The sequence below is a fragment of the Pseudovibrio denitrificans JCM 12308 genome, assembly GCF_001310815.1.
In the GTDB taxonomy this organism is placed as follows: domain Bacteria; phylum Pseudomonadota; class Alphaproteobacteria; order Rhizobiales; family Stappiaceae; genus Pseudovibrio; species Pseudovibrio denitrificans.
The window spans coordinates 1-20,095 of the sequence record NZ_BAZK01000023.1 but is presented as its reverse complement, the minus strand read 5'-3'; the positions used below and the strand labels follow the sequence as shown (position 1 = coordinate 20,095).

Genomic DNA, 20,095 nt, shown 5'->3' with positions numbered 1-20,095 from the left:
AGTTTGAAGAGGGACTAATGGAACCAGGGAAGGTTGCAGCATCAGAACGACTGGTGTTTGACAATATCTGCCATCATTATGGGGGGTTACCTGCGGTTCGCGGTGTTTCGCTTTCTTTGAAGAGCGGGGAAGTGCTGTGTTTGCTGGGCCATTCCGGTTGCGGAAAAACCACGCTCCTGCGTATTGCGGCAGGGGTTGTGCGTCAGCAGCAGGGTAGTGTCCGCATCAATGGTTCTGTGGTTGCGGATGAGCGGAATTTCTTGCCGCCGGAAAAGCGCGGTGTTGGGCTTATGTTCCAGGACTATGCGCTGTTTCCGCACTTAACGATTCTTGAAAATGTGAAGTTTGGCCTGTCTGATCTGGCCGCTGATGTTGCAGAACGCCGTGCGCGCGATGCGCTGCAGATGGTTGGGCTGGGTCAGTATGTGGATGACTACCCACACGGACTTTCTGGTGGTGAGCAGCAGCGTGCTGCGCTGGCGCGCGCGATGGCGCCGCGGCCTCATACGCTGCTGATGGATGAGCCATTTTCAGGTCTGGACAGTCGTTTGCGCGATGATGTGCGCACGCAGACGCTGGAGATGATCAAGATGCAAGGCGCGACTGCGGTTGTGGTGACACACGACCCGGAAGAGGCCTTGCGTGTGGGTGACAGAATTGCGCTGATGCGCAACGGAGAAGTGGTTCAGCTGGATACGCCAGAGGATATCTACTTCCGCCCGAATAGTTTGTTTGCTGCCAAATTCTTTTCGGATCTCAATGAGATACCCGGAAAAGTTGTTGGTGGCCGCGTGGTCACGCCTATCGGGAATTTTTCCTCCAATGGCCTTGAAGAAGGGGCTCATGCGACCTTATGTGTAAGACCACATCACTTAAAGGTATGTCATGGTGAGGGGCAGTTCAAAGGCAAGGTCATTTCTCGCGCAATGGCAGGTGAGACAGATCTTCTGGACGTACAAGTTGATGGAATAGTGCAGCCTCTACGTATTCGTACGAGGGATGTATTACAATTCTACCCAGAAAATGTCATAGACTTGTGTATAAATGCAGAGAATGTTTTGGTTTTTGGGCGAGAGACGGCAGTAAATCATAGTGGGTAATTCTTCTGGATACTACCTATTAGTATCTAGGGGATGTAGTGTCTCTCAAAACACGGTTCAGAGTTCTTAAGGAGTTTGGTTGATGGGCTCAATTGGTATTTGGCAAATCGTCATCATCGCGGTTGTCGTAGTTCTGCTGTTTGGTCGCGGAAAGATTTCCGAGTTGATGGGTGATGTTGCAAAGGGCATCAACAGCTTCAAGAAGGGGCTGAATGAAGATACCGCGGAAGCCAAAGAAAAGGCTGAAGATCCGAAGGTTATCGATCATGCTCCAGGCGAAAGCGTAAACGCGCAGACAAAAGCTGAAGACACCGCAAAAAAGGACTAAGTCTCCTTTATCGGTAGTCTATGCAAATTGTTTAGGGAAAGTCGGTCTATTCTGACCTAGAGTTTGAAACCTACGCCTTTCCCTAGTGGATGTGCCGTTTGCGGCACGACACGTCATCGATGAAAGCCTGGAGACGGGCTGTCATTGAGACAATAACGAAACGGCTTCTTTATGTTCGATATCGCATGGACAGAGCTGCTGCTTGTCGCTGTGGTTGCCATTTTGGTGGTTGGCCCGAAAGAACTGCCGGGCATGTTGCGCACAATCGGACGCGCAATCGGCAGCGTGCGCAAGATGGCAGGCGAATTTCAGTCCACTTTGAATGACGCTGTCAAAGAAGCGGAGAAGCAGGCCGGCATTGATGAAATGCGGAAGCAGGCTGATGCTGCGCAGAACTTCAATCCACTTGGTGATTTGAAAAAGAGCCTTGAGGAAGAGAAGAAGAAGCTTGAAACCAGCATGAACCAGGCGACCAGCGATGTGAAAAGCTCGCTGAACGGTGAGGGCTCTGCTGAGGCCAAGCCGGAAGCTGCTCCAGAGGCAGCGCCTGTAAAGGCTGAAGTGCCTGAGCAGAAAGTTGTCTCTTCTGCTGAGCTGGCTTCCACGCAAAAAGCTAAAGAAAGTGCCGCAAGCACTCCTTCCAGCAAAGATGAAAGCTAGGGCGGCTATTTTATGAGTGATAACGAAATTGAAGATTCACGTGCGCCGCTGATTGAGCACCTGATCGAATTGCGTTCTCGTCTGATGAAGTCGGTGATCGCGATCGCTATTGCCTTTGTGGTCTGCTTCTACTTCTCCAACGACATCTTCAACTTCCTGATCAGACCTTATTCTGAGGCTGCTGGGGAAAGTATGGAAGTGAAGTTGATTTACACAGCTCCGCAAGAATGGTTCTTCACGCAGATGAAGCTGGCCTTGTTCGGTGCGTTGTTTATCGCTTTCCCTGTGATTGCCAGCCAGGTCTACATGTTTATGGCTCCCGGCCTTTACAAGCATGAACGCCGTGCGTTTGCGCCTTATCTGGTCGCGACGCCAATTCTGTTTGTGATTGGTGCTGCTCTGGTGTTCTACCTTGTGATGCCAATGGCAATGAGTTTCTTCCTTGCCATGCAGCAGCTTGGTGTTGGTGAAGAGGCATCCATTGAGATGCTGCCGCGCGTGAGTGAGTACCTGAGCTTTGTGATGGTTCTTATCTTTGCGTTCGGTCTGGTTTTTCAGCTTCCGGTTGTTTTGACGCTTCTGGGTCGCGCGGGTCTTACGACTGCAGATTCCCTGAAATCTAAGCGTAAGTACGCAATTGTCGCCTCGTTTGCAGCTGCGGCAATTTTAACACCTCCTGATCCGATTTCGCAGATCGGTCTTGCACTTCCCACTCTGCTTCTCTACGAAGTCTCCATCTATTGTGTAAGGCTCGTCGAGAAAAAGCGCGAAGAGAAGGAAAAGGAAGAAGAGGAGTAAGCTCTCTTCCAGCTCTAACGTTTATTCCCGGCGGGTTATTTAGAAGGCAAACCTGCCGGGGTTACTAAGTTATGCTTGATATCAAGTGGATTCGTGAAAATCAGGAGAGCCTTGATGCGGCTCTCGCAAAACGCGGCCAAGAGCCACGCGCTGCGCAGCTCGTTGAACTGGACGACGCGCGCCGTTCCCACACCACCAAGCTTCAGGAGGCGCAGCAGCGCCGTAACTCCGCATCCAAAGAAATCGGCATGGCCATGGGCCAGGGCGACAAGGAAAAAGCAGAGGCCCTGAAGGCTGAAGTTGCCGAAATCAAAAGCTTTATTCAGAACGGCGAAGACGAACAGCGCAAGCTGAACGCTGCGCTTGAGGATGCTCTGGCTGTTATCCCCAACATTCCGCTGGATGAAGTGCCAGTGGGTGAGGACGAGGCTGACAACGTTCTGCTGCACACGCATGGCGAGAAGCCTGAGCTGGATTTTGAGCCGAAAGAGCACTACGAGCTTGGTGAAAAACTGGGTGGCATGGACTTTGAAACTGCTGCCAAGATGTCCGGTTCCCGCTTTGTTATTCTGAAGAGCCAGATTGCGCGTCTGGAGCGTGCGCTTGGTCAGTTCATGATCGATCTGCACACCCGTGAGCATGGCTACACAGAAGTTTCTCCGCCACTGCTGGTGCGTGATACCGCGCTCTACGGCACTGGCCAGCTGCCGAAGTTCGGCGAAGATCAGTTCCGCGATCAGGATACTGGTCACTGGATGATCCCAACCGCTGAAGTTCCGCTGACCAACATGGTTTCCGGTGAAACGCTTAGCGAAGCAGATCTGCCGATCCGTGTGACTGCGCTGACTTATTGCTTCCGTTCTGAAGCTGGTTCTGCTGGTCGTGATACAGCTGGTATGCTGCGTCAGCACCAGTTCCAGAAGTGTGAGCTTGTGTCTGTCACCGACGAAAACAGCTCTTTGGATGAGCTGGAGCGGATGCGCGAGTCTGCGGAGAAGGTTCTGAAGCTTTTGGGTCTTCACTACCGTGTGGTGACTTTGTGTAGTGGTGATATGGGCTTTGGTGCGCGTAAAACCTACGACATCGAAGTTTGGCTGCCAGGTCAGGACGCTTACCGCGAAATCTCTTCCTGTTCTGTTTGTGGTGACTTCCAGGGCCGCCGCATGAATGCACGTTACCGTGTTGAAGGTGAGAAGGCGCTGAAGTTCGTTCATACCCTGAACGGTTCTGGTCTTGCTGTTGGTCGCTGCCTGATTGCAGTGATGGAGAACTACCAGAATGCAGATGGAACCATCACTGTTCCTGAGGTCCTTCGCCCATACATGAATGGCCTTGAAGTCATTGGTGCTTAAAAATTTGGTGTAAGCGTTGTTTTGATGAGAGGGCAGTCATGTCCTTCCGCAAGACGGCGCGACGTTTATAAGGAATTGCTGCGATATGCGTATCTTACTAACCAACGATGATGGGATCCACGCTGAGGGTCTTGAGGTTTTGGAGCGCATCGCGCGGCAGATTTCAGATGATGTTTGGGTTGTGGCGCCGGAAACCGACCAGAGCGGTGTGGCGCACTCTCTTTCCCTGAATGATCCTTTGCGTGTTCGTGAAATCGATAGCCGTCATTTCGCTGTACGTGGTACACCAACTGACTGTGTGATCATGGCGGTGCGTTCTATTTTGGATACGCCGCCAGATCTGGTTCTTTCCGGTATCAATCGCGGTGCCAACATTGCTGATGATGTGACGTATTCCGGCACCATTGCTGCGGCGATGGAAGGTACGCTGATGGGTGTTCGCTCCATCGCGCTGTCGCAGGCGTATGCGTTTGGTTCTGAGTTTGGCCCGAACTACGACACTGCTGAAGCGCACGCTGTTGGCGTGATCCGCAGTCTGCTGGAGTTCAACCTGCCGTCTGATACGCTGCTGAACGTGAACTTCCCGAAAGATGCGCCTGACATGGTAAAAGGTGTTAAGGTTGTGCGTCAGGGCAAGCGTGATGCAGGTTCACTGTATATTGAAAGCCGTAAGGACGGACGTGGCAATCCATACCACTGGCTTGCGTTCCACAACCGCATTCCAAGTGCCCGTGAAGGCACTGACATCGGGGCTTTGAAGGAAGGCTACATTTCTGTCACGCCTTTGCACCTGAACCTGACAGCGGATGAGCTGATGGGTCAGTTGGAAAAGACGCTCGAAAAGTCCTGACTTGATTGATTGGAGCTTGTCAGCTTCTGGCAATCTCCGCACTGCAGATAGACGGAGTGTTTAAAATGGAAGACAGTCTATTTGCTGATGAAGATGGTCGTTCTGCTGAGAACCTTGCCAAACAAGCGGCATGGGTGATGAAGCTGCGATCTGAGGGTGTGCAGAACCTTGAGGTTCTGGGCGCGCTGGAAGCTATTCCTCGTAAGTTATTTTTATCAGCGAGCCAGCAATTTCTGGCCTATGAAGATCGTGCGTTTCCCATTGATTGCGGGCAGATGAGCACTCAGCCGTCTTTGATTGGTAAAGTGGCGGACTTCCTGCAGATGAAGCCGGATCACTCCTTGCTGGAGATCGGCAGTGGCTCGGGCTATCAGTGCGCGGTTCTTTCCAAGATTTGTGATCGGATTGTTTCGCTGGAGCGATATCGCACGCTGGCTGATCTGGCGCGTGAGCGTCTGCGGTCCTGCAAGATCCATAATGTGGATGTGATTCACGCCGATGGTCTTGTTGCACCTGTGGATGAAGAGGATGACGGCGGTCCGTTTGACCGGATTATTCTGAATGGTGCATTGGAGCGTGTGCCGGGCTTTTTGTTTGACCGCCTTGCACCTGGAGGCCGTCTTTTGGCGCCAATTAAGCATGAAAGCGGGCTTTGCCGGCTTATTCAGTATGACAAGGGTGGGCGCGGACTTGATGAAACGGAGTTGGGCCGGTTCCGCTATCTTTCCCTGACGCCGGGAATTGCTGCAAAACTGTAACCAAACGAGACTTTGATTAAGTCTTTATCAACTCTGTTGTCAGTAAACTTACGCCAGTTAGCCTTTTATTTGTATTGGGTAGGGCGATTATGCAGTTTCATTCCCGTGAGAAAGCCAGATTACGGCGCGGTGTCGCATTGTTTTTGCTGTCGGCAGGTCTTGCAGGTTGCAGTGGCAATGTGGACCGATTTGGTCAATCAGAATATGTTGATGAACCAACATCTCCGGCACAAACTGCCGTTGTAGTTACGCCCGGACTTCCATCAACCAGCTCGAAATCTGTTGTTCAGCGCGGCGTTATGCTGCCAGCGCCAACATCGAGTGATGCGCCTATTGTGACCGGATCCACGCAGGCCACTGCGTATCCGAAGCAGACATGGCAACCAACATTTTCCAAGCAGGCTGTTCCAGTGAGCCAGCGCAAGCGCGCGAGTGCTCTGGTGCCTGCCTCTCTTGCCAAAGCACCAAATGACGGCACGCTTGGCTGGACTGCCGTGGGTGGACGCGTTGTGACGCTGAAACGCAATGAGAGTGTTGAGAGCCTTTCCTGGCAGTATCGTGTGCCAGTTACTGAGATTCTTCATGCCAACCGTGTGACTGTCAGCTCGGCGCTGCAGCCGGGCGATTCTGTTGTGATCCCGGTGAAGATGGTGCGCAAGCCAAACCGCGAGCCGCGGGCAAGTGCGCGTGTGCTGCCGTCAAGCAGCACGCAACCGGTGACAACGGCTTCCATTCCGGCGCAGTACGTGACGCCGCTCAACGCCAATGGTCAGTCTGCAGCGAGCAAGCAGTCTCGTGATGAGTTTGCGACCAAGATTGCTGCTGCGTTGATCCCTCCGGGTAACGTGGGGGAGAGATCGCGTCCTGTTTACAGTGATGCACCGCCACCAGCTTATCCGGTTCAACGCCGTGCGCCTGTTGCTGCGGTTCCAGCTTCCTCTCTGGAGCCTATCCAGCAGCCAGCGCCTGCGCAGGTTTATCGTGCGCCTCAACAGCCAACGACAACCTATCGCAGTCAATCTCTGACGCCGATTGTGTCGCCTCAGCCTGCAAGTGCGCAGCCAGCTTATGGTGTGCCGGTCACGGGACAGGCCGCTCGCAGCACTGCTGCACCACTGCGCGTTTCTGCAGTGCCGAAGAGCAAGCCGCAGGCTTATGTGGCTCAGCGTCCGGCTGCTGTTGCAAAGGCTTCGACTGCGAGTGCGGTGCCAAAACCGAAGCGGATTGCTCTTGCAAGCGCTCAGCCATTGCCGGTTTCGCCTGCGCCTACAACGCAGCGTACGCTGGCTAATTCTTTAGCGCCTGCGCCAGTTCATACGGCCAGCGTGCAGAAGCCGCAGGCTCCGATTGTGCCTGTTGTGCGGGAAGCTGAAACTGATGTGGTGCGTTTACAGCCGACAGAGGTTTCCAAACCAGCTCCAGTGCAGCCTGTGAAGGTTGCCAGTGCGCCTAAAGTTGCTGCAGCTGCTGAAGAGACCACCTTCCGCTGGCCGGTTCGTGGCCGGATTATTTCGGACTTTGGTGTGAAGCCGGGTGGGTCTCGCAACGACGGTATCAACCTTGCTGTTCCGTCTGGAACGGACATCAAGGCAGCTGAAGACGGGACAATTGTTTACGCTGGTAACGAGTTGAAGGGCTTTGGGAATCTGGTTTTGATTCGCCACGACAATGGCTGGGTGTCAGCTTACGCTCATAACAAGGAGCTGAAGGTGCGCCGGGGTGATGTTGTGCGCCGTGGGCAGACGATTGCGATGGCTGGTGCGACCGGGTCTGTGACCCAGCCTCAGCTGCATTTTGAGCTTCGTAAAGATAATAAGCCGGTAGATCCGATGAGTTTCCTACCGCGCTCATAAAGGGGGAGGGCTCCTTAACGGAGACCTTTTCAAAGTCAGAACCCGCCGTGATGTTGACCTTCACACGGCGGTTCTTGCGTTTTAACTCAGCGTCTGGCCGAGACGACCTGCCAGATCCTGGATGAACTGCCAGGCAACACGGCCAGAACGGGCGCCGCGGGTGGTGGACCACTCTAAAGCCTCAGCGCGCAGTTGTTCCTGATCGATCTTCAGATTGAAGTGCTCGGTGTAGCCGTAGATCATGTCCAGATATTCGTCCTGATTGCACTTGTGGAAGCCGATCCAAAGGCCGAATCGATCAGAAAGCGAGACTTTCTCTTCCACCGCCTCACTGGCGTGGATCGCCGTGGAGCGCTCGTTCTCCATCATATCGCGCGGCAGAAGGTGTCTGCGGTTGGATGTGGCGTAGAACAGGACATTGGACGGGCGACCTTCAATGCCGCCATCCAGAGCGGCTTTAAGGCTCTTGTAGCTGGTGTCGTCGCCATCGAAGGATAAGTCATCGCAGAAGATGATGAAGTTGTAGGGCGCGCTGCGCAGCTCGTTCATGAGGGCAGGGAGCGCTTCAATGTCCTCACGATGAATCTCGATGAGGATGAGCTTTCGGTAGCCCTCAGAGGTGCCGTGCTCGATATTGATGGCTGCATGAGCAGATTTCACCAAAGAAGACTTGCCCATGCCTCTTGCGCCCCACAGCAACACGTTGTTGGCGGGGAAGCCTTTTGCGAAGCGGCTGGTGTTCTCCATCAGCATTTTCTTGGAGTGATCGACGCCCTTGAGCAGGCTAATATCGACGCGATTGACTTTTGCAACAGGCGCGAGCTCAAATGGAGAGGGATGAAACACGAACGCATCGGCTTCGTCGAAATTGACGGGAACCGGAGGCTTGGGTAGGGAGCCTGCCAGCAGGCTGACAATCTCGTCCAGCTTTGATGTAAGAAGGGCGACTTCAGAGGTATTTTCTTTGGTGGTCATGTGTATCTACGTGATTAACTCAGGTGCGCTGGTGCGGGCTTTACGCAAAATGAACTAGGTGAAAAATTGTCTCAGCGGCGGTTCTGCTATTTGATCTGCGGCCAAGTATCCCTATTTACAGCTGTATCATGCCCAATACTCTTGGGGAAAGTCCCAGTTAGCATGTCAATGCCTTGAAAACACTGGAGTGGACTGTATAGTCCAGCCCAAAATCCTTGTTCTATCGGGCCAAGGTCAATTTTGGAGAGGCTCGCCTCGCCAATTGTTTAATGAACGCCATCAGGTTCCATTGGAATTTGTGGTAAGGAGAAACTAATGCTTATTACCCCTGCCTATGCACAGGCCGCAGGTGGTGCACCGGACGTGATCATGTCCATCGTGCCATTCGTTCTGATCTTCGTGATCATGTGGTTCCTGATCATTCGCCCTCAGCGTCAGCGCATGAAATCTCACCAGGAAATGGTGAACAATCTGCGTCGTGGCGATACTGTTGTGCCTCCGGTGGTCTGATTGGTAAAGTTGCCAAGGTTGTTGATGAAGCTGAGCTGCAGGTGGACATCGCGAAGGTACGCGTGTGCGTATTGCTCGCGCAATGATCCAGGAGGTTCGCTCCAAAGGTGAACCTGTCAAGGACGGCGAATAATCGCGCCTTGATGCTTGTAGTTTCAGGCCGCTTTCCTGCTGAGGCACAGGCCTTGCGGAAGGCGGTCTGCCTATACTAGGACCGGGCATATACTCATGCTTCATTTCGCGCGTTGGAAAATCGCCCTGATTATCGTTGTGGTGCTGGGCGGTATACTTACAACATTGCCGAACTTCTTCCCGGCAAGCACTGTTCAATCCTGGCCGGATTTCATGCCTAAGCGCCAGATTGTTCTCGGTCTTGACCTTCAGGGCGGTGCTTATCTGCTCTATGAGGTTGATAAGGAAGATTACAAAGAAAAACAGTTCCGTCAGCTGGTTGGTAACATCCGCCGGGCCCTGCGCGAAAACCCACGTATCGGTTATACTGGTCTGGGCATTCAGGGAGACGGCGTTCAGGTGCGCATCCGTGATGCAGCACGTTACGACGAAGCTGAACGACGCCTTGCAGAACTGGTAAACCCGCTTAACTCCGGCGTTTTCGGCGGTGCTGCGGTTAACGAATTTGTTCTTGAGCCTCAAGGTGACGGCCTGTTCCGCATGGCCTTCTCTCAGGAAGGTCTGGACATGCGTCTTGCTTCTGTTGTGAGACAGTCCATTGAGGTTATCCGTCGCCGTGTTGATGAACTCGGCACGACTGAACCTTCCATTCAGCGTCAGGGCACTGACCGTATCCTTGTTGAAGCGCCGGGTGAATCCAACCCACAGCGCCTGAAGGATATCATTGGTGCAACTGCTCAGCTGACTTTCCACCTTGTCAGCCAGGAAATGAGCGCGTCTCAGGCACTTCAGGGCCGTCCACCGAATGGTACGATGGTTGTTGAAGGCAATGACGGACAGCCATACTTGCTGGATGAAACTCCGCTGCTGACTGGTGAAGAGCTGCAGGACGCTTCTGTTGCGTTTGACCAGCAGACCAACGAGCCTGTTGTGAACTTCCGCTTCAACACTGCCGGTGCCCGCGTCTTTGCGGATGTGACCCGTGCAAATGTTGGCCGTCCGTTCGCAATTGTGCTGGATAACGAGGTGATCACTGCGCCGGTTATCCGTCAGCCAATTACAGGTGGTTCCGGTCAGATTTCCGGTAACTTTACCGTTGATGGTGCAAACGATCTGGCTGTTCTGCTGCGTGCCGGCGCGCTTCCTGCGCGTCTGGACGTTGTTGAAGAGCGTTCGGTTGGTCCGGGCCTTGGTCAGGATTCCATTGATAGCGGTAAGATCGCGTCTATCGTCGCTGCTGCTGCGGTTGTCATCTTCATGCTGCTGGCTTACGGCCAGTTTGGTGTGATTGCGAACCTTGCACTGGCTTCCAACGTGTTCCTGATCTTCGGTGTGCTTACCACATTGCAGGCCACGCTGACGCTGCCAGGTATCGCGGGTGTCGTTCTGACCATCGGTATGGCGGTTGATGCGAACGTGCTGATCTATGAGCGCATTCGTGAAGAAGCGCGCGCAGGTCGTTCTGCTATCGGTTCTATCGATGCGGGCTTTAGCCGTGCACTTGGCACAATCCTGGATGCAAACATCACGACGCTTATTGTGGCTGTGATCCTGTTCTTCATCGGTTCCGGTCCTGTTAAAGGCTTCGCGGTGACCCTGATGATCGGTATCTTCACCACAGTGTTCTCTGCATTTACCGTGTCTCGTTTCCTCATCTCCGTATGGGTGAAGCGTAAGCGTCCATCCAAACTGCCAATCTAACTCGGAGCATGCTTTATGAAACTTCTTAGACTTGTTCCGGAGCAGACCAACTTCCGCTTTATGCATTGGCGGGTGTTGAGCTTCCCGTTTTCTGGAATTACGGCAGTTCTTTCCATCGTTCTGTTCCTGACAGTCGGCCTGAACTACGGCATCGACTTTAAGGGCGGTACACTGATTGAGCTGCAGTCCACGAACGGTCCTGCTAACCTTTCTGAAATTCGCCGGACCCTTGGTGGTCTCAATCTGGGTGATGTTCAGGTACAGGAATTCGGTAGTCCTACCGAAGTTCTGATCCGCATTGAATCTCAGGGCGAAGGTGAAAGTGCACAGCAGGATGTGGTTGAAAATGTTCGCAGTGCTTTCACTGATGGATATGAGTTCCGCAGAACTGAGGTGGTTGGGCCACGCGTTTCCGGTGAGCTTGCGTATGCAGGCACGCTGGCGGTTGGCTCTGCGCTGCTGATGATCATGTTCTACATCTGGTTCCGCTTTGAATGGCAGTTCGCAGTTGGCGCGATCATCACAACGTTCAACGATATTCTGCTGACGGTTGGTTTGTTTGCGATACTGCAGTTGGACTTTACGCTGTCCAGTATCGCGGCGGTGCTGACGATTATCGGTTACTCGCTTAACGATACGGTGGTTGTTTACGACCGTATTCGTGAGAACCTGCGTCGCTACAAGCGCCTTTCTCTGGAAGAGCTGCTTGATAAGTCCATCAACGAGACCCTGTCCCGTACAACAATGACATCTGTCACCACCTTGCTGGCACTGTTTGCGTTGTACTTCCTGGGCGGTGAAGTGATCCAGTCCTTCGTGCTGGCGATGATCTTCGGTATTGTGATTGGTACTTACTCTTCCATCTTCCTTGCGTCTCCGCTGCTGATGCTCATGAAGCTTCGCACCAGCGTGTTTGACAAGAAAGACGACGAGACATCCCCTGCAAAATCCGCTTAACCTGCGGAAACAGCTAGAGTTTTAGATGGGGCTGACTACAGTTGTGGTCAGCCCCATTTTCTATTGGACATTCTTTCGCGTGTAATTAAACAGAAGGCTATCATTTAGCGCGTATACTGGGCCAAAACAGCCCATCGGAGGTCATTATGGGAAAACGCGGTGAGCCTTTGGAAGTGCGGGATGCGCATTATCCGAGCATGGTTCAGATCGATGCCTACGGAAATGGCGGGTTTCGATTTGCCGATATGTCCCATCGTGGTTCTTTGATGTGTGTGCCTTCCGGTGTGTATGGCTGGGAGCCTAAGACTTTTGAGGAAATCACCGACGAAGCCCTGGAGCAGGTGCTTCAGGAATCTGATGGCATTGAAGTGCTTCTGATTGGCGCCGGTGATGAGTTGAAGCCCTTTCCGGAGGCCCGTAAAGCGCCATTCCGCGAGAAAGGCATCATGGTCGACAGCATGTCCACTGGTGCAGCTGTGCGCACTTACAATGTGCTTCTTAATGAAGACCGGGCCGTGGCCGCTGTTTTTATTGCCGTTGAAAATACCTGAATGAGCATGGGACCCAGCTATGAGCCAGGCCTATAACTACTGCAATGACTTCGTAAAACGCTTCTCCTATGAGCGTTATCTGAGCACACTTTATGCGCCGATCACTGCGCGCCCGAGCCTGATTGCGCTTTATGCGTTTGCCTGTGAGATTGCGCGGATCCGTGAACTGGTGAATGAGCCGATGCCCGGTGAGATCCGACTGCAATGGTGGCATGATGCGCTGAGTGGCACGGACCACGGTGATGTGATGCATAATCCGGTGGCGCAGGCGATCATCGAGACCATCGAACATCACAAACTGCCGCGCGAGCCGTTTCTCAATCTGATTTCAGCGCGCCGGTTTGATCTTTATTCTGACCCGATGCCAACAGTAAATGATCTGGAAGGGTATTGTGGTGAAACAAGCTCTGCGCTGGTTCTGCTTGCCTCCATGATCCTGAGCGGTAAGCCGGCGGATCGTCAGATCTCTGATGCGTGTGGTCATGGCGGTGTGGCCTATGCCATGTCCGGCCTGATGCAGACGTTGGCATGGCAGGCCTCCCGGCAGCAGCAGTTTATTCCGAAGGAAGTGCTGGAACGGCACGACGTGGACCCGAGTGCTTTGAAAGGCAATCGGTCTGATGATGGTGTTTGGGCTGTGTTTGAGGAAATGGTGGAGCTGAGCCGGAAGCATCTGGATGACTGCGAAGAGGCTCTGGAAGGGATCGATAAGTCTGTCCTGCCAGCGTTTTTGCCAGTGTTTCAGGTTGAGCTGTTCTTCAATGAGGCGGACAAGGACAGTTTTGAACCGCTGCAAGTTTGTGGTGGCGCGCCGCATATTCGGCGGATGTGGCACATGTGGCGTACATCGCGCCGTCTTGCCAGATTGTCCCGCAAATAGAAAAAGGCCGGAATTTCCGGCCTTCTTTGCATCTTGTATCTGTTGCTTACTCTTTAAACGGTCGCAACCCAAGCTTTGAAGTCATCCAGACCACGCTTGGCCATGACCTGCTTTTTGAGACGGGTCTTTTCCTTACCGCGCAGACGCTTGCCTTCCGGATGCTTTGGCATTTCGTCCAAAGGCGGCAGCAGGCCGAAGTTGATGTTCATCGGCTGGAAAGAGCGTGGACCTGAACCATCTTCACGATCAATGTGGCCACCAGTGATGTGGTTGATGATCGCGCCGCAAGCGGTTGTTGCAGGTGGTGGAGCGATGTCCGTGCCAAGAGCCTGATGGGCTGCAAACAGGCCGGTCATGCAGCCAACAGCGGTGGATTCAACATAACCTTCACACCCGGTGATCTGACCCGCAAAGCGTACATGCGGCAGAGCCTTGAGGCGCATTTGCTCATCAAGCAGACGCGGTGAGTTGAGGAAGGTGTTGCGGTGCAGGCCGCCAAGGCGTGCGAACTGAGCGTCTTCCAAACCTGGGATCATGCGGAAGATTTCGGACTGTGCGCCGTACTTCAGTTTGGTCTGGAACCCAACCATATTGTAGAGCGTGCCCAGAGCATTATCCTGACGCAGCTGAACAACAGCATAGGCCTTGATGTCTGGCTGGTGCGCGTTGGTCAGGCCCATTGGCTTCATCGGGCCATGGCGCAGAGTTTCGCGGCCGCGTTCGGCCATGACTTCGATTGGCAGGCAGCCGTCGAAGTATGGGGTGTTTTCTTCCCATTCCTTGAAGGAGGTTTTCTCGCCGCCGATCAGCGCGTCGATGAACGCTTCATACTGCTCTTTGTCCATCGGGCAGTTGATGTAGTCTTTGCCTGTGCCGCCTGGACCAACTTTGTCGTAGCGTGACTGGTACCATGCCTTGTCCATATTGATGGACTCAGTGTGGATGATCGGTGCGATCGCATCAAAGAAGGCGAGGGAGTCTTCGCCGGTTGCCTTTAGGATCTGCTCGGACAGTGCCGGGGAGGTCAGCGGGCCGGTCGCCAGAATAACCTGACCGATGTCAGCTGATGGAATCTCGGTCACTTCTTCGCGGATGATCTCGACGTTCTCATGGGCTTCCAGCGCTGCCTGGACTGCTTCGGAAAAACCATCGCGATCCACGGCCAGAGCGCCGCCCGCAGGTACCTTGTTGGCATCTGCTGATTTCATGATCAGAGAGCCAGCTGCGCGCAGTTCTGCATGGAGCAGGCCAACGGCGTTGTTTTCAGCATCGTCAGAACGGAATGAGTTGGAGCACACCAGTTCTGCCAGGCCGTCTGTTTTGTGAGCGTCAGTCTCACGGGTTGGGCGCATTTCGTGCAGAACGACCTTGAGGCCTTTTTCTGCAATCTGCCATGCTGCTTCGGAGCCTGCCAGGCCGCCACCAACCACGTGTATGGGTTGCTTCGTCATTTCCTATCCAATCGACTGGGCTTCTGTTGCGCTAAAGCGTCCATGGAAGCCTAAGTGTTTATCGCTTGCGAATTGCTTAGCCTCTGAACTTGCTCAGTTCAATCATTTAGGCCATCAATCTTCCATGGTTGTGCAAAGTGATTCACATAAACACATGTATTTTTCAAATAAGAAATTCAAGAAGGTTTCTCGGGGCTTAGTGCTTGCAATTGCTGCAGTTGGGCTAAGTGCCTGCATGAGCCAGATTAATCGGCCGACAAGCACCTGGTATGCCCAGATGGGCGGTATCGAAAATAAGGGTGACACACTTTACATCTGCCATGGGTTTGGGTGCGCGTATCGCACAGCTGTTACCTTTAGCCAGAAAGACAAGCGCCGCCTCCGCGCCATCCTGAAGCGGGGCAGTCGTAGTCCTGAAGCAGAGCGCGCGGCAATTTCCAAGGCAGTGCAGTGGCAGGAAAAGCGTGTGGGTCCCGTGGTTGGCTCTTCCAACGATATTGGCGGGCTGGACATGAGCAACGGCAATGTCCGCGGGCAGATGGATTGCATTGATGAGGCGACCAACACCACCAGCCTGCTGGCTTATGCAGGTTCACAAGGGTGGTTGAAGTACCACCGCGTGGCGCGTCCGGCTTCCCGGGGCTTCTTCTTCGATGGCAAATACCCGCATGCGTCTGCCGTTGTTGTTGACACCACCACAGATATTCCATGGGTAGTGGACAGCTGGCGTTTGAGCAACGGCGAGCCTCCTGACATTTTGCATATGTCCAGATGGTTGACGATGACCAGTGCGGATCTGGTTAAGCCAGTTAACAAGTAGGTCTGGTTCAATCTCAAAACTGCGAGTAAGAGAATGAGAGCGTATCGGCAGAGCTGGTGCGCTTTTTCTTTATTGTGTGCTGGTTTGGGAAGTTGTTTGGGCGATCAGTGAAAAATAGGCCCCTAAAACAGCTAACGCCCGTCGATGGGAGGAACGACGGGCGAAGCTAGTAAACAGAGAACTGGGAGGAAATCTCTGTTTTGAAACCATCAAGCGGCTTGGGAGGAGGTGCCACTTGAGGATTGTATGTTAGGCTGCCGAGGTTTGATTGGGAGGAGTTCCTCAGCGGCCTTGAGTTGGTTTATACAAAAGACTTTCCGATTGTGCATCACATCATTTCGCATGTCCGATATGCAAAAAATGCATGGCATTGTGGCGAATGATGGCGCTAACACTCCTCAAAACGACATAAATGCCAAGAAGTGCGATTGTGCGTCGCAGCAATTTTGTGATCTGCGGCACAAATCTGCATACCTGAAAAGCTGAAAGGCCGGTTTTCAGGCACTTAGAGCTAAAAATTTAATCATATTTCAAGGAGTAAGGCGCTTTGAGCCGATGTCGCAGACAAAGGTGCGTGCATTGGCAACTTATGCCATTGGAGTGAAGTGAGCGGCTCTGCGTGCGCAAAATGTGCAAAAGAAAAGGCCGGGACAGTGCCCGGCCTTTGGATAACTATTCTGCTGCGTCCAGTTTGTTGGCGCTTCGTCGGTCAAACAGTTCTTTGAGGAACTGGCCGGTGTAGCTTTCCGGCACTTCTGCAACGTCCCTTGGGCGACCCGTCGCCACGATAGTGCCACCACCATCGCCACCTTCCGGTCCAAGATCGAGAATCCAGTCAGCGGTTCTGATGACTTCCAGATTATGCTCAATCACCAGTACCGTGTTGCCCTGATCTACGAGTTCATGAAGAACATCGAGCAGTTTGGCGACATCATGGAAGTGCAGGCCGGTTGTTGGTTCATCCAGAATGTAAAGCGTGCGGCCCGTGGAGCGCTTGGAAAGCTCTTTTGCCAGCTTCACGCGTTGTGCTTCACCGCCAGACAATGTGGTTGCCTGTTGGCCAACCTTGATGTAGCCGAGGCCTACGCGGGCGAGAGTTTCCATTTTATCGCGGATGGATGGCACAGCGGAGAAGAAGCCTGCTGCTTCCTCAACAGTCATATCCAGAACATCTGCAATGGATTTGCCCTTGAACTGAACTTCCAGCGTCTCGCGATTGTAGCGTTTGCCTTTACAGACATCGCAGGTAACGTACACATCCGGCAGGAAGTGCATTTCAATCTTGATGACACCGTCACCCTGACACGCCTCACAGCGTCCGCCTTTCACGTTGAAGGAGAAGCGGCCTGGTGCGTAACCACGTGCTTTTGCTTCCGGCATGCCTGCAAACCATTCGCGGATCGGCGTGAAGGCGCCGGTGTAGGTGGCCGGATTGGAGCGTGGGGTTCTGCCAATTGGAGACTGGTCGATGTCGATGACTTTATCCAGTCGCTCCAGACCTTCGATACGGTCATGCGGGGCAGGGTTGTCGCGCGCACCGTTGAGGCGGCGAGCAGTTGCCTTGTAAACGGTGTCGATCAGGAAGGTGGACTTGCCGCCACCGGACACACCGGTCACACAGGTGAATGTTCCGAGCGGAATGCTTGCGTCGACTTCTTTCAGGTTGTTGCCGCGAGCACCGAAGACCTTGATCTGGCGGTTCTTGTCGATCTTGCGCGGCTCATCCGGCTGCGGGATGCTCATTTTGCCGGAGAGGTACTTACCTGTGAGAGAGGCCGGGTTGGCCATCACTTCTTCCGGTGTACCTTGTGCAACCACCTGGCCGCCATGGATACCTGCGCCCGGTCCCACATCCACCACATGGTCAGCTGTGAGAACGGCGTCTTCGTCGTGCTCAACCACGATGACGGTGTTGCCCAGATTGCGCAGATGCTTCAGCGTCTCCAGCAGACGTGCGTTGTCGCGCTGGTGCAGGCCGATGGACGGTTCGTCCAGAACATAAAGAACACCGGTGAGGCCAGAGCCAATCTGAGATGCAAGACGGATACGCTGACTTTCGCCACCTGACAGGGTGCCGGAGGAGCGATCCATGGAAAGATACTCAAGGCCAACGTCATTGAGGAACTTCAGGCGCTCGCGAATTTCCTTCAGGATGCGATAGGCGATTTCGTTCTGCTTGTCGGAGAGTTTCTCTTCGATGCTGGAGAACCAGTCGTGTGCTGTTTTGATAGAGAGTGCGGTGATCTCGCCAATGTGGCGGTCGGCAATCTTCACGCACAGCGCTTCTGGTTTTAGGCGGTAGCCATTGCAGGCGTCACAGGCGTGGTCGGATTGGTAACGGGACAGCTCATCGCGCACCATTTGGGAATCGGTTTCACGCCAGCGGCGTTCGATGTTGCCGACGACGCCCTCAAACGGTTTTTCGGTTTTGTAGGAACGGGTACCGTCATCATAGACGAACTGCACTTTGGTTTTGCCCGTACCAAACAGGACCGCATTGCGGAAGTCTTCTGGCAGCTCCTTCCAGGCTTTGGTCATTGGCTGTTTGTAGTGCTTGGCCAATGCCTCCAGTGTCTGGGTGTAATAAGGAGAAGTGGAGCCGGTCTTGGACCATGGCAGGATTGCGCCGCCGCGCAAAGACAAAGACTGATCCGGCACAACAAGTTCAGCTTCAAACGCCAGTTTGGTGCCCAGACCATCACAGGTTGGGCAGGCGCCGAACGGGTTGTTGAATGAGAACAGGCGTGGCTCGATTTCAGGAATCGTAAAACCAGAGACAGGACAGGCGAACTTTTCGGAAAAGACAATTTGCTTAGCTTTGCCTTTTTCGTCCTTCTGATCGGCAAACTCAATTGTTGCCAGACCTTCAGCCAGTTCTAGTGCTGTTTCTAGAGAATCTGCGAGGCGACCAGTCATATCCTCACGCACGACAACACGGTCAACAACCACATCAATGTCATGCTTGAACTTCTTATCCAGTGCTGGCGCATCAGCTATTTCGTAGTATTCGCCATCAATCTTGACGCGCTGGAAGCCCTTTTTCATGAGCTCGGCGAGTTCTTTCCTGTACTCCCCCTTGCGGCCGCGTACGATTGGAGCCAGCAGGTAAAGGCGTGTGCCTTCGTCCAGCATCAGAACGCGATCGACCATCTGAGAGACGGTCTGGCTTTCGATTGGAAGCCCAGTTGCTGGGGAGTATGGGATGCCAACACGCGCGAACAGAAGGCGCATGTAGTCGTAGATCTCAGTCACCGTGCCGACAGTAGAGCGTGGGTTTTTGGAGGTCGTCTTCTGCTCGATGGAAATGGCAGGAGACAGGCCGTCGATCTGGTCAACGTCCGGTTTCTGCATCATTTCAAGGAACTGGCGGGCGTAAGCGCTCAGGCTTTCAACGTAGCGGCGCTGCCCTTCAGCGTAGATGGTGTCAAAGGCGAGGGAGGATTTGCCTGAGCCGGACAGGCCGGTCATGACGATCAGGCTATCGCGTGGAAGGTCCAGATCCACATTTTTCAAGTTATGTTCGCGTGCGCCGCGTACAGTAATCTGCTTCATTAGATCAGCGCGCGTGGAATTGTTTTCGATGTCATGTGTTGGCGACTTCGCCATGGAACTGTCCTTTATCACGGATGCCGAGTTCGCATATAAAAAGCAAAACAAGTCAGGGCGCGATCCTCAAAATGAAGGAGAATGTGCGCTGGAAATCAGGTGGAACATAAACGGAACAATTTTAAGGGGCAAGCCTTTTTGAGTTCGCTCTCGGAAAATTGTCCTTTAGAAAAATTGAGAGTTGAACTTGGTGGTTTCACAAGGCATTGTACTGGAACAAATATAGAACGAGCGGAGAGCCTTGCTTCCTGACGCCTGATATTCAAAAGGAAAGCCTCGGAAATGTGGACAACCGAGGCCGCTTTGCGAAAGCCTGTTTGATTTGCGGAGCGCGGAGCATAGGTTACTTGCCAACTTAACCTGCTCAGCTATGAGTTGGTTCAGATTTAGGAGTAATTCAATGGCCGGTAGCGTCAATAAAGTCATTTTGGTTGGAAACTTGGGCGCAGATCCGGAAATTCGCCGTACGCAGGATGGTCGTCCGATCGTCAACTTGCGCATCGCGACTTCCGAAAGCTGGCGTGATCGCAACAGCGGCGAGCGCCGTGAGCGCACTGAATGGCACCGCGTTGTTGTGTTTAATGAAGGCCTTGCAAAGGTTGCTGAGCAATACCTGCGCAAAGGTTCCAAGGTTTACATCGAAGGCCAGCTGCAGACCCGCAAATGGCAGGACCAGAGCGGTCAGGACAAATATTCTACCGAGATTGTTCTGCAGGGCTTCAATTCTACGCTGACCATGCTTGATGGTCGCGGTGAAGGCGGCGGTATGGGTGGCAGGGTGGTCAGTCCGGCGGCGGCTTTGGCGGCGGCGGT

16 protein-coding genes and 2 pseudogenes are annotated in these 20,095 nt (G+C 53.5%); 15 read left to right on the top strand and 3 right to left on the bottom strand.

The features are described 5' to 3' along the window. The first annotated feature begins 17 nt into the window (after nucleotides 1–17). The 8 genes from JCM12308_RS22630 (at nucleotide 18) to JCM12308_RS22595 (ending at nucleotide 7,699) form a co-directional block, all read left to right on the top strand. A complete protein-coding gene (locus tag JCM12308_RS22630) occupies nucleotides 18–1,100 on the top strand; it encodes an ABC transporter ATP-binding protein (protein ID WP_014285788.1) in 1,083 nt (360 codons plus the stop codon). An 82-nt stretch (nucleotides 1,101–1,182) separates the two neighbouring features. Next, nucleotides 1,183–1,428: a twin-arginine translocase TatA/TatE family subunit gene (locus tag JCM12308_RS22625; protein WP_014285787.1), complete on the top strand. Its 246-nt coding sequence runs from the start codon at nucleotides 1,183–1,185 to the stop codon at nucleotides 1,426–1,428. Nucleotides 1,429–1,599: 171 nt separating this feature from the next. Next, nucleotides 1,600–2,088 (top strand): Sec-independent protein translocase protein TatB, encoded by a 489-nt coding sequence (tatB, locus tag JCM12308_RS22620; protein WP_008546621.1) that lies wholly within the window; start codon nucleotides 1,600–1,602, stop codon nucleotides 2,086–2,088. 12 nt (nucleotides 2,089–2,100) lie between these two features. Continuing rightward, complete coding sequence (gene tatC / locus JCM12308_RS22615; protein ID WP_008547224.1) at nucleotides 2,101–2,886, top strand: twin-arginine translocase subunit TatC; 786 nt, start codon at nucleotides 2,101–2,103, stop codon at nucleotides 2,884–2,886. A 71-nt stretch (nucleotides 2,887–2,957) separates the two neighbouring features. Next, nucleotides 2,958–4,238 (top strand): serine--tRNA ligase, encoded by a 1,281-nt coding sequence (gene serS / locus JCM12308_RS22610; protein ID WP_054785162.1) that lies wholly within the window; start codon nucleotides 2,958–2,960, stop codon nucleotides 4,236–4,238. An 85-nt stretch (nucleotides 4,239–4,323) separates the two neighbouring features. Continuing rightward, nucleotides 4,324–5,088, top strand: coding sequence for a 5'/3'-nucleotidase SurE (surE, locus tag JCM12308_RS22605; protein ID WP_008547068.1), 765 nt, complete (start codon nucleotides 4,324–4,326; stop codon nucleotides 5,086–5,088). Nucleotides 5,089–5,153: 65 nt separating this feature from the next. After that, entirely contained in the window at nucleotides 5,154–5,846 is a 693-nt protein-coding gene (locus JCM12308_RS22600) for a protein-L-isoaspartate O-methyltransferase family protein (RefSeq protein WP_008546737.1), read from the top strand. Between the two features lie 89 nt (nucleotides 5,847–5,935). Beyond that, nucleotides 5,936–7,699 carry a M23 family metallopeptidase gene (locus JCM12308_RS22595; protein ID WP_054785161.1) on the top strand — a complete coding sequence of 588 codons (1,764 nt, stop codon included), beginning with the start codon at nucleotides 5,936–5,938 and terminating at the stop codon, nucleotides 7,697–7,699. Between the two features lie 81 nt (nucleotides 7,700–7,780). On the opposite strand, the gene JCM12308_RS22590 is transcribed toward JCM12308_RS22595, so the two are convergent. Further along, nucleotides 7,781–8,674 carry an ATP-binding protein gene (locus tag JCM12308_RS22590; protein WP_014285783.1) on the bottom strand — a complete coding sequence of 298 codons (894 nt, stop codon included), beginning with the start codon at nucleotides 8,672–8,674 and terminating at the stop codon, nucleotides 7,781–7,783. A 315-nt stretch (nucleotides 8,675–8,989) separates the two neighbouring features. On the opposite strand from JCM12308_RS22590, the pseudogene yajC reads away from it, so the two are divergent. The 5 genes and pseudogenes from yajC to JCM12308_RS22565 all read left to right on the top strand — a co-directional run bounded on the left by yajC (nucleotide 8,990) and on the right by JCM12308_RS22565 (nucleotide 13,405). Then, nucleotides 8,990–9,317, top strand: a pseudogene (gene yajC / locus JCM12308_RS22585) (preprotein translocase subunit YajC). A 95-nt stretch (nucleotides 9,318–9,412) separates the two neighbouring features. Further along, complete coding sequence (gene secD, locus JCM12308_RS31835) at nucleotides 9,413–11,017, top strand: protein translocase subunit SecD (RefSeq protein WP_014285782.1); 1,605 nt, start codon at nucleotides 9,413–9,415, stop codon at nucleotides 11,015–11,017. 15 nt (nucleotides 11,018–11,032) lie between these two features. After that, the gene (gene secF / locus JCM12308_RS31830; RefSeq protein WP_008546498.1) at nucleotides 11,033–11,974 is read left to right on the top strand and encodes a protein translocase subunit SecF; all 942 of its coding nucleotides are present in this window, start codon (nucleotides 11,033–11,035) and stop codon (nucleotides 11,972–11,974) included. A gap of 146 nt (nucleotides 11,975–12,120) precedes the next feature. Beyond that, nucleotides 12,121–12,525 (top strand): Mth938-like domain-containing protein, encoded by a 405-nt coding sequence (locus JCM12308_RS22570; RefSeq protein ID WP_014285781.1) that lies wholly within the window; start codon nucleotides 12,121–12,123, stop codon nucleotides 12,523–12,525. Nucleotides 12,526–12,544: 19 nt separating this feature from the next. Continuing rightward, nucleotides 12,545–13,405: a phytoene/squalene synthase family protein gene (locus JCM12308_RS22565; protein ID WP_054785160.1), complete on the top strand. Its 861-nt coding sequence runs from the start codon at nucleotides 12,545–12,547 to the stop codon at nucleotides 13,403–13,405. Between the two features lie 53 nt (nucleotides 13,406–13,458). On the opposite strand, the gene trmFO is transcribed toward JCM12308_RS22565, so the two are convergent. Beyond that, entirely contained in the window at nucleotides 13,459–14,856 is a 1,398-nt protein-coding gene (gene trmFO, locus JCM12308_RS22560; protein WP_083416390.1) for a methylenetetrahydrofolate--tRNA-(uracil(54)-C(5))-methyltransferase (FADH(2)-oxidizing) TrmFO, read from the bottom strand. Nucleotides 14,857–15,091: 235 nt separating this feature from the next. Here trmFO and JCM12308_RS22555 point away from each other — a divergent pair, with 235 nt between their 5' ends. Continuing rightward, a complete protein-coding gene (locus JCM12308_RS22555; protein WP_208608667.1) occupies nucleotides 15,092–15,676 on the top strand; it encodes a hypothetical protein in 585 nt (194 codons plus the stop codon). Nucleotides 15,677–16,348: 672 nt separating this feature from the next. Here the strand turns inward: JCM12308_RS22555 and uvrA are convergent. After that, the gene (uvrA, locus tag JCM12308_RS22550) at nucleotides 16,349–19,282 is read right to left on the bottom strand and encodes an excinuclease ABC subunit UvrA (RefSeq protein WP_054785158.1); all 2,934 of its coding nucleotides are present in this window, start codon (nucleotides 19,280–19,282) and stop codon (nucleotides 16,349–16,351) included. Nucleotides 19,283–19,682: 400 nt separating this feature from the next. Here uvrA and JCM12308_RS22545 point away from each other — a divergent pair. Next, nucleotides 19,683–20,095: pseudogene (locus JCM12308_RS22545) on the top strand (single-stranded DNA-binding protein); the annotation flags it as partial.

Bases quoted from the DNA above. Each gene is read 5' to 3' on its own strand.
- tatC (WP_008547224.1), top strand. From the start codon at position 2,101: ATGAGTGATAACGAAATTGAAGATTCACGTGCGCCGCTGATTGAGCAC.
- JCM12308_RS22570 (WP_014285781.1), top strand. From the start codon at position 12,121: ATGGGAAAACGCGGTGAGCCTTTGGAAGTGCGGGATGCGCATTATCCG.
- serS (WP_054785162.1), top strand. From the start codon at position 2,958: ATGCTTGATATCAAGTGGATTCGTGAAAATCAGGAGAGCCTTGATGCG.
- secF (WP_008546498.1), top strand. From the start codon at position 11,033: ATGAAACTTCTTAGACTTGTTCCGGAGCAGACCAACTTCCGCTTTATG.
- JCM12308_RS22555 (WP_208608667.1), top strand. From the start codon at position 15,092: ATGAGCCAGATTAATCGGCCGACAAGCACCTGGTATGCCCAGATGGGC.
- trmFO (WP_083416390.1), bottom strand. From the start codon at position 14,856: ATGACGAAGCAACCCATACACGTGGTTGGTGGCGGCCTGGCAGGCTCC.
- tatB (WP_008546621.1), top strand. From the start codon at position 1,600: ATGTTCGATATCGCATGGACAGAGCTGCTGCTTGTCGCTGTGGTTGCC.
- JCM12308_RS22595 (WP_054785161.1), top strand. From the start codon at position 5,936: ATGCAGTTTCATTCCCGTGAGAAAGCCAGATTACGGCGCGGTGTCGCA.
- uvrA (WP_054785158.1), bottom strand. From the start codon at position 19,282: ATGGCGAAGTCGCCAACACATGACATCGAAAACAATTCCACGCGCGCT.
- surE (WP_008547068.1), top strand. From the start codon at position 4,324: ATGCGTATCTTACTAACCAACGATGATGGGATCCACGCTGAGGGTCTT.
- JCM12308_RS22630 (WP_014285788.1), top strand. From the start codon at position 18: ATGGAACCAGGGAAGGTTGCAGCATCAGAACGACTGGTGTTTGACAAT.
- secD (WP_014285782.1), top strand. From the start codon at position 9,413: ATGCTTCATTTCGCGCGTTGGAAAATCGCCCTGATTATCGTTGTGGTG.
- JCM12308_RS22590 (WP_014285783.1), bottom strand. From the start codon at position 8,674: ATGACCACCAAAGAAAATACCTCTGAAGTCGCCCTTCTTACATCAAAG.
- JCM12308_RS22565 (WP_054785160.1), top strand. From the start codon at position 12,545: ATGAGCCAGGCCTATAACTACTGCAATGACTTCGTAAAACGCTTCTCC.
- JCM12308_RS22600 (WP_008546737.1), top strand. From the start codon at position 5,154: ATGGAAGACAGTCTATTTGCTGATGAAGATGGTCGTTCTGCTGAGAAC.
- JCM12308_RS22625 (WP_014285787.1), top strand. From the start codon at position 1,183: ATGGGCTCAATTGGTATTTGGCAAATCGTCATCATCGCGGTTGTCGTA.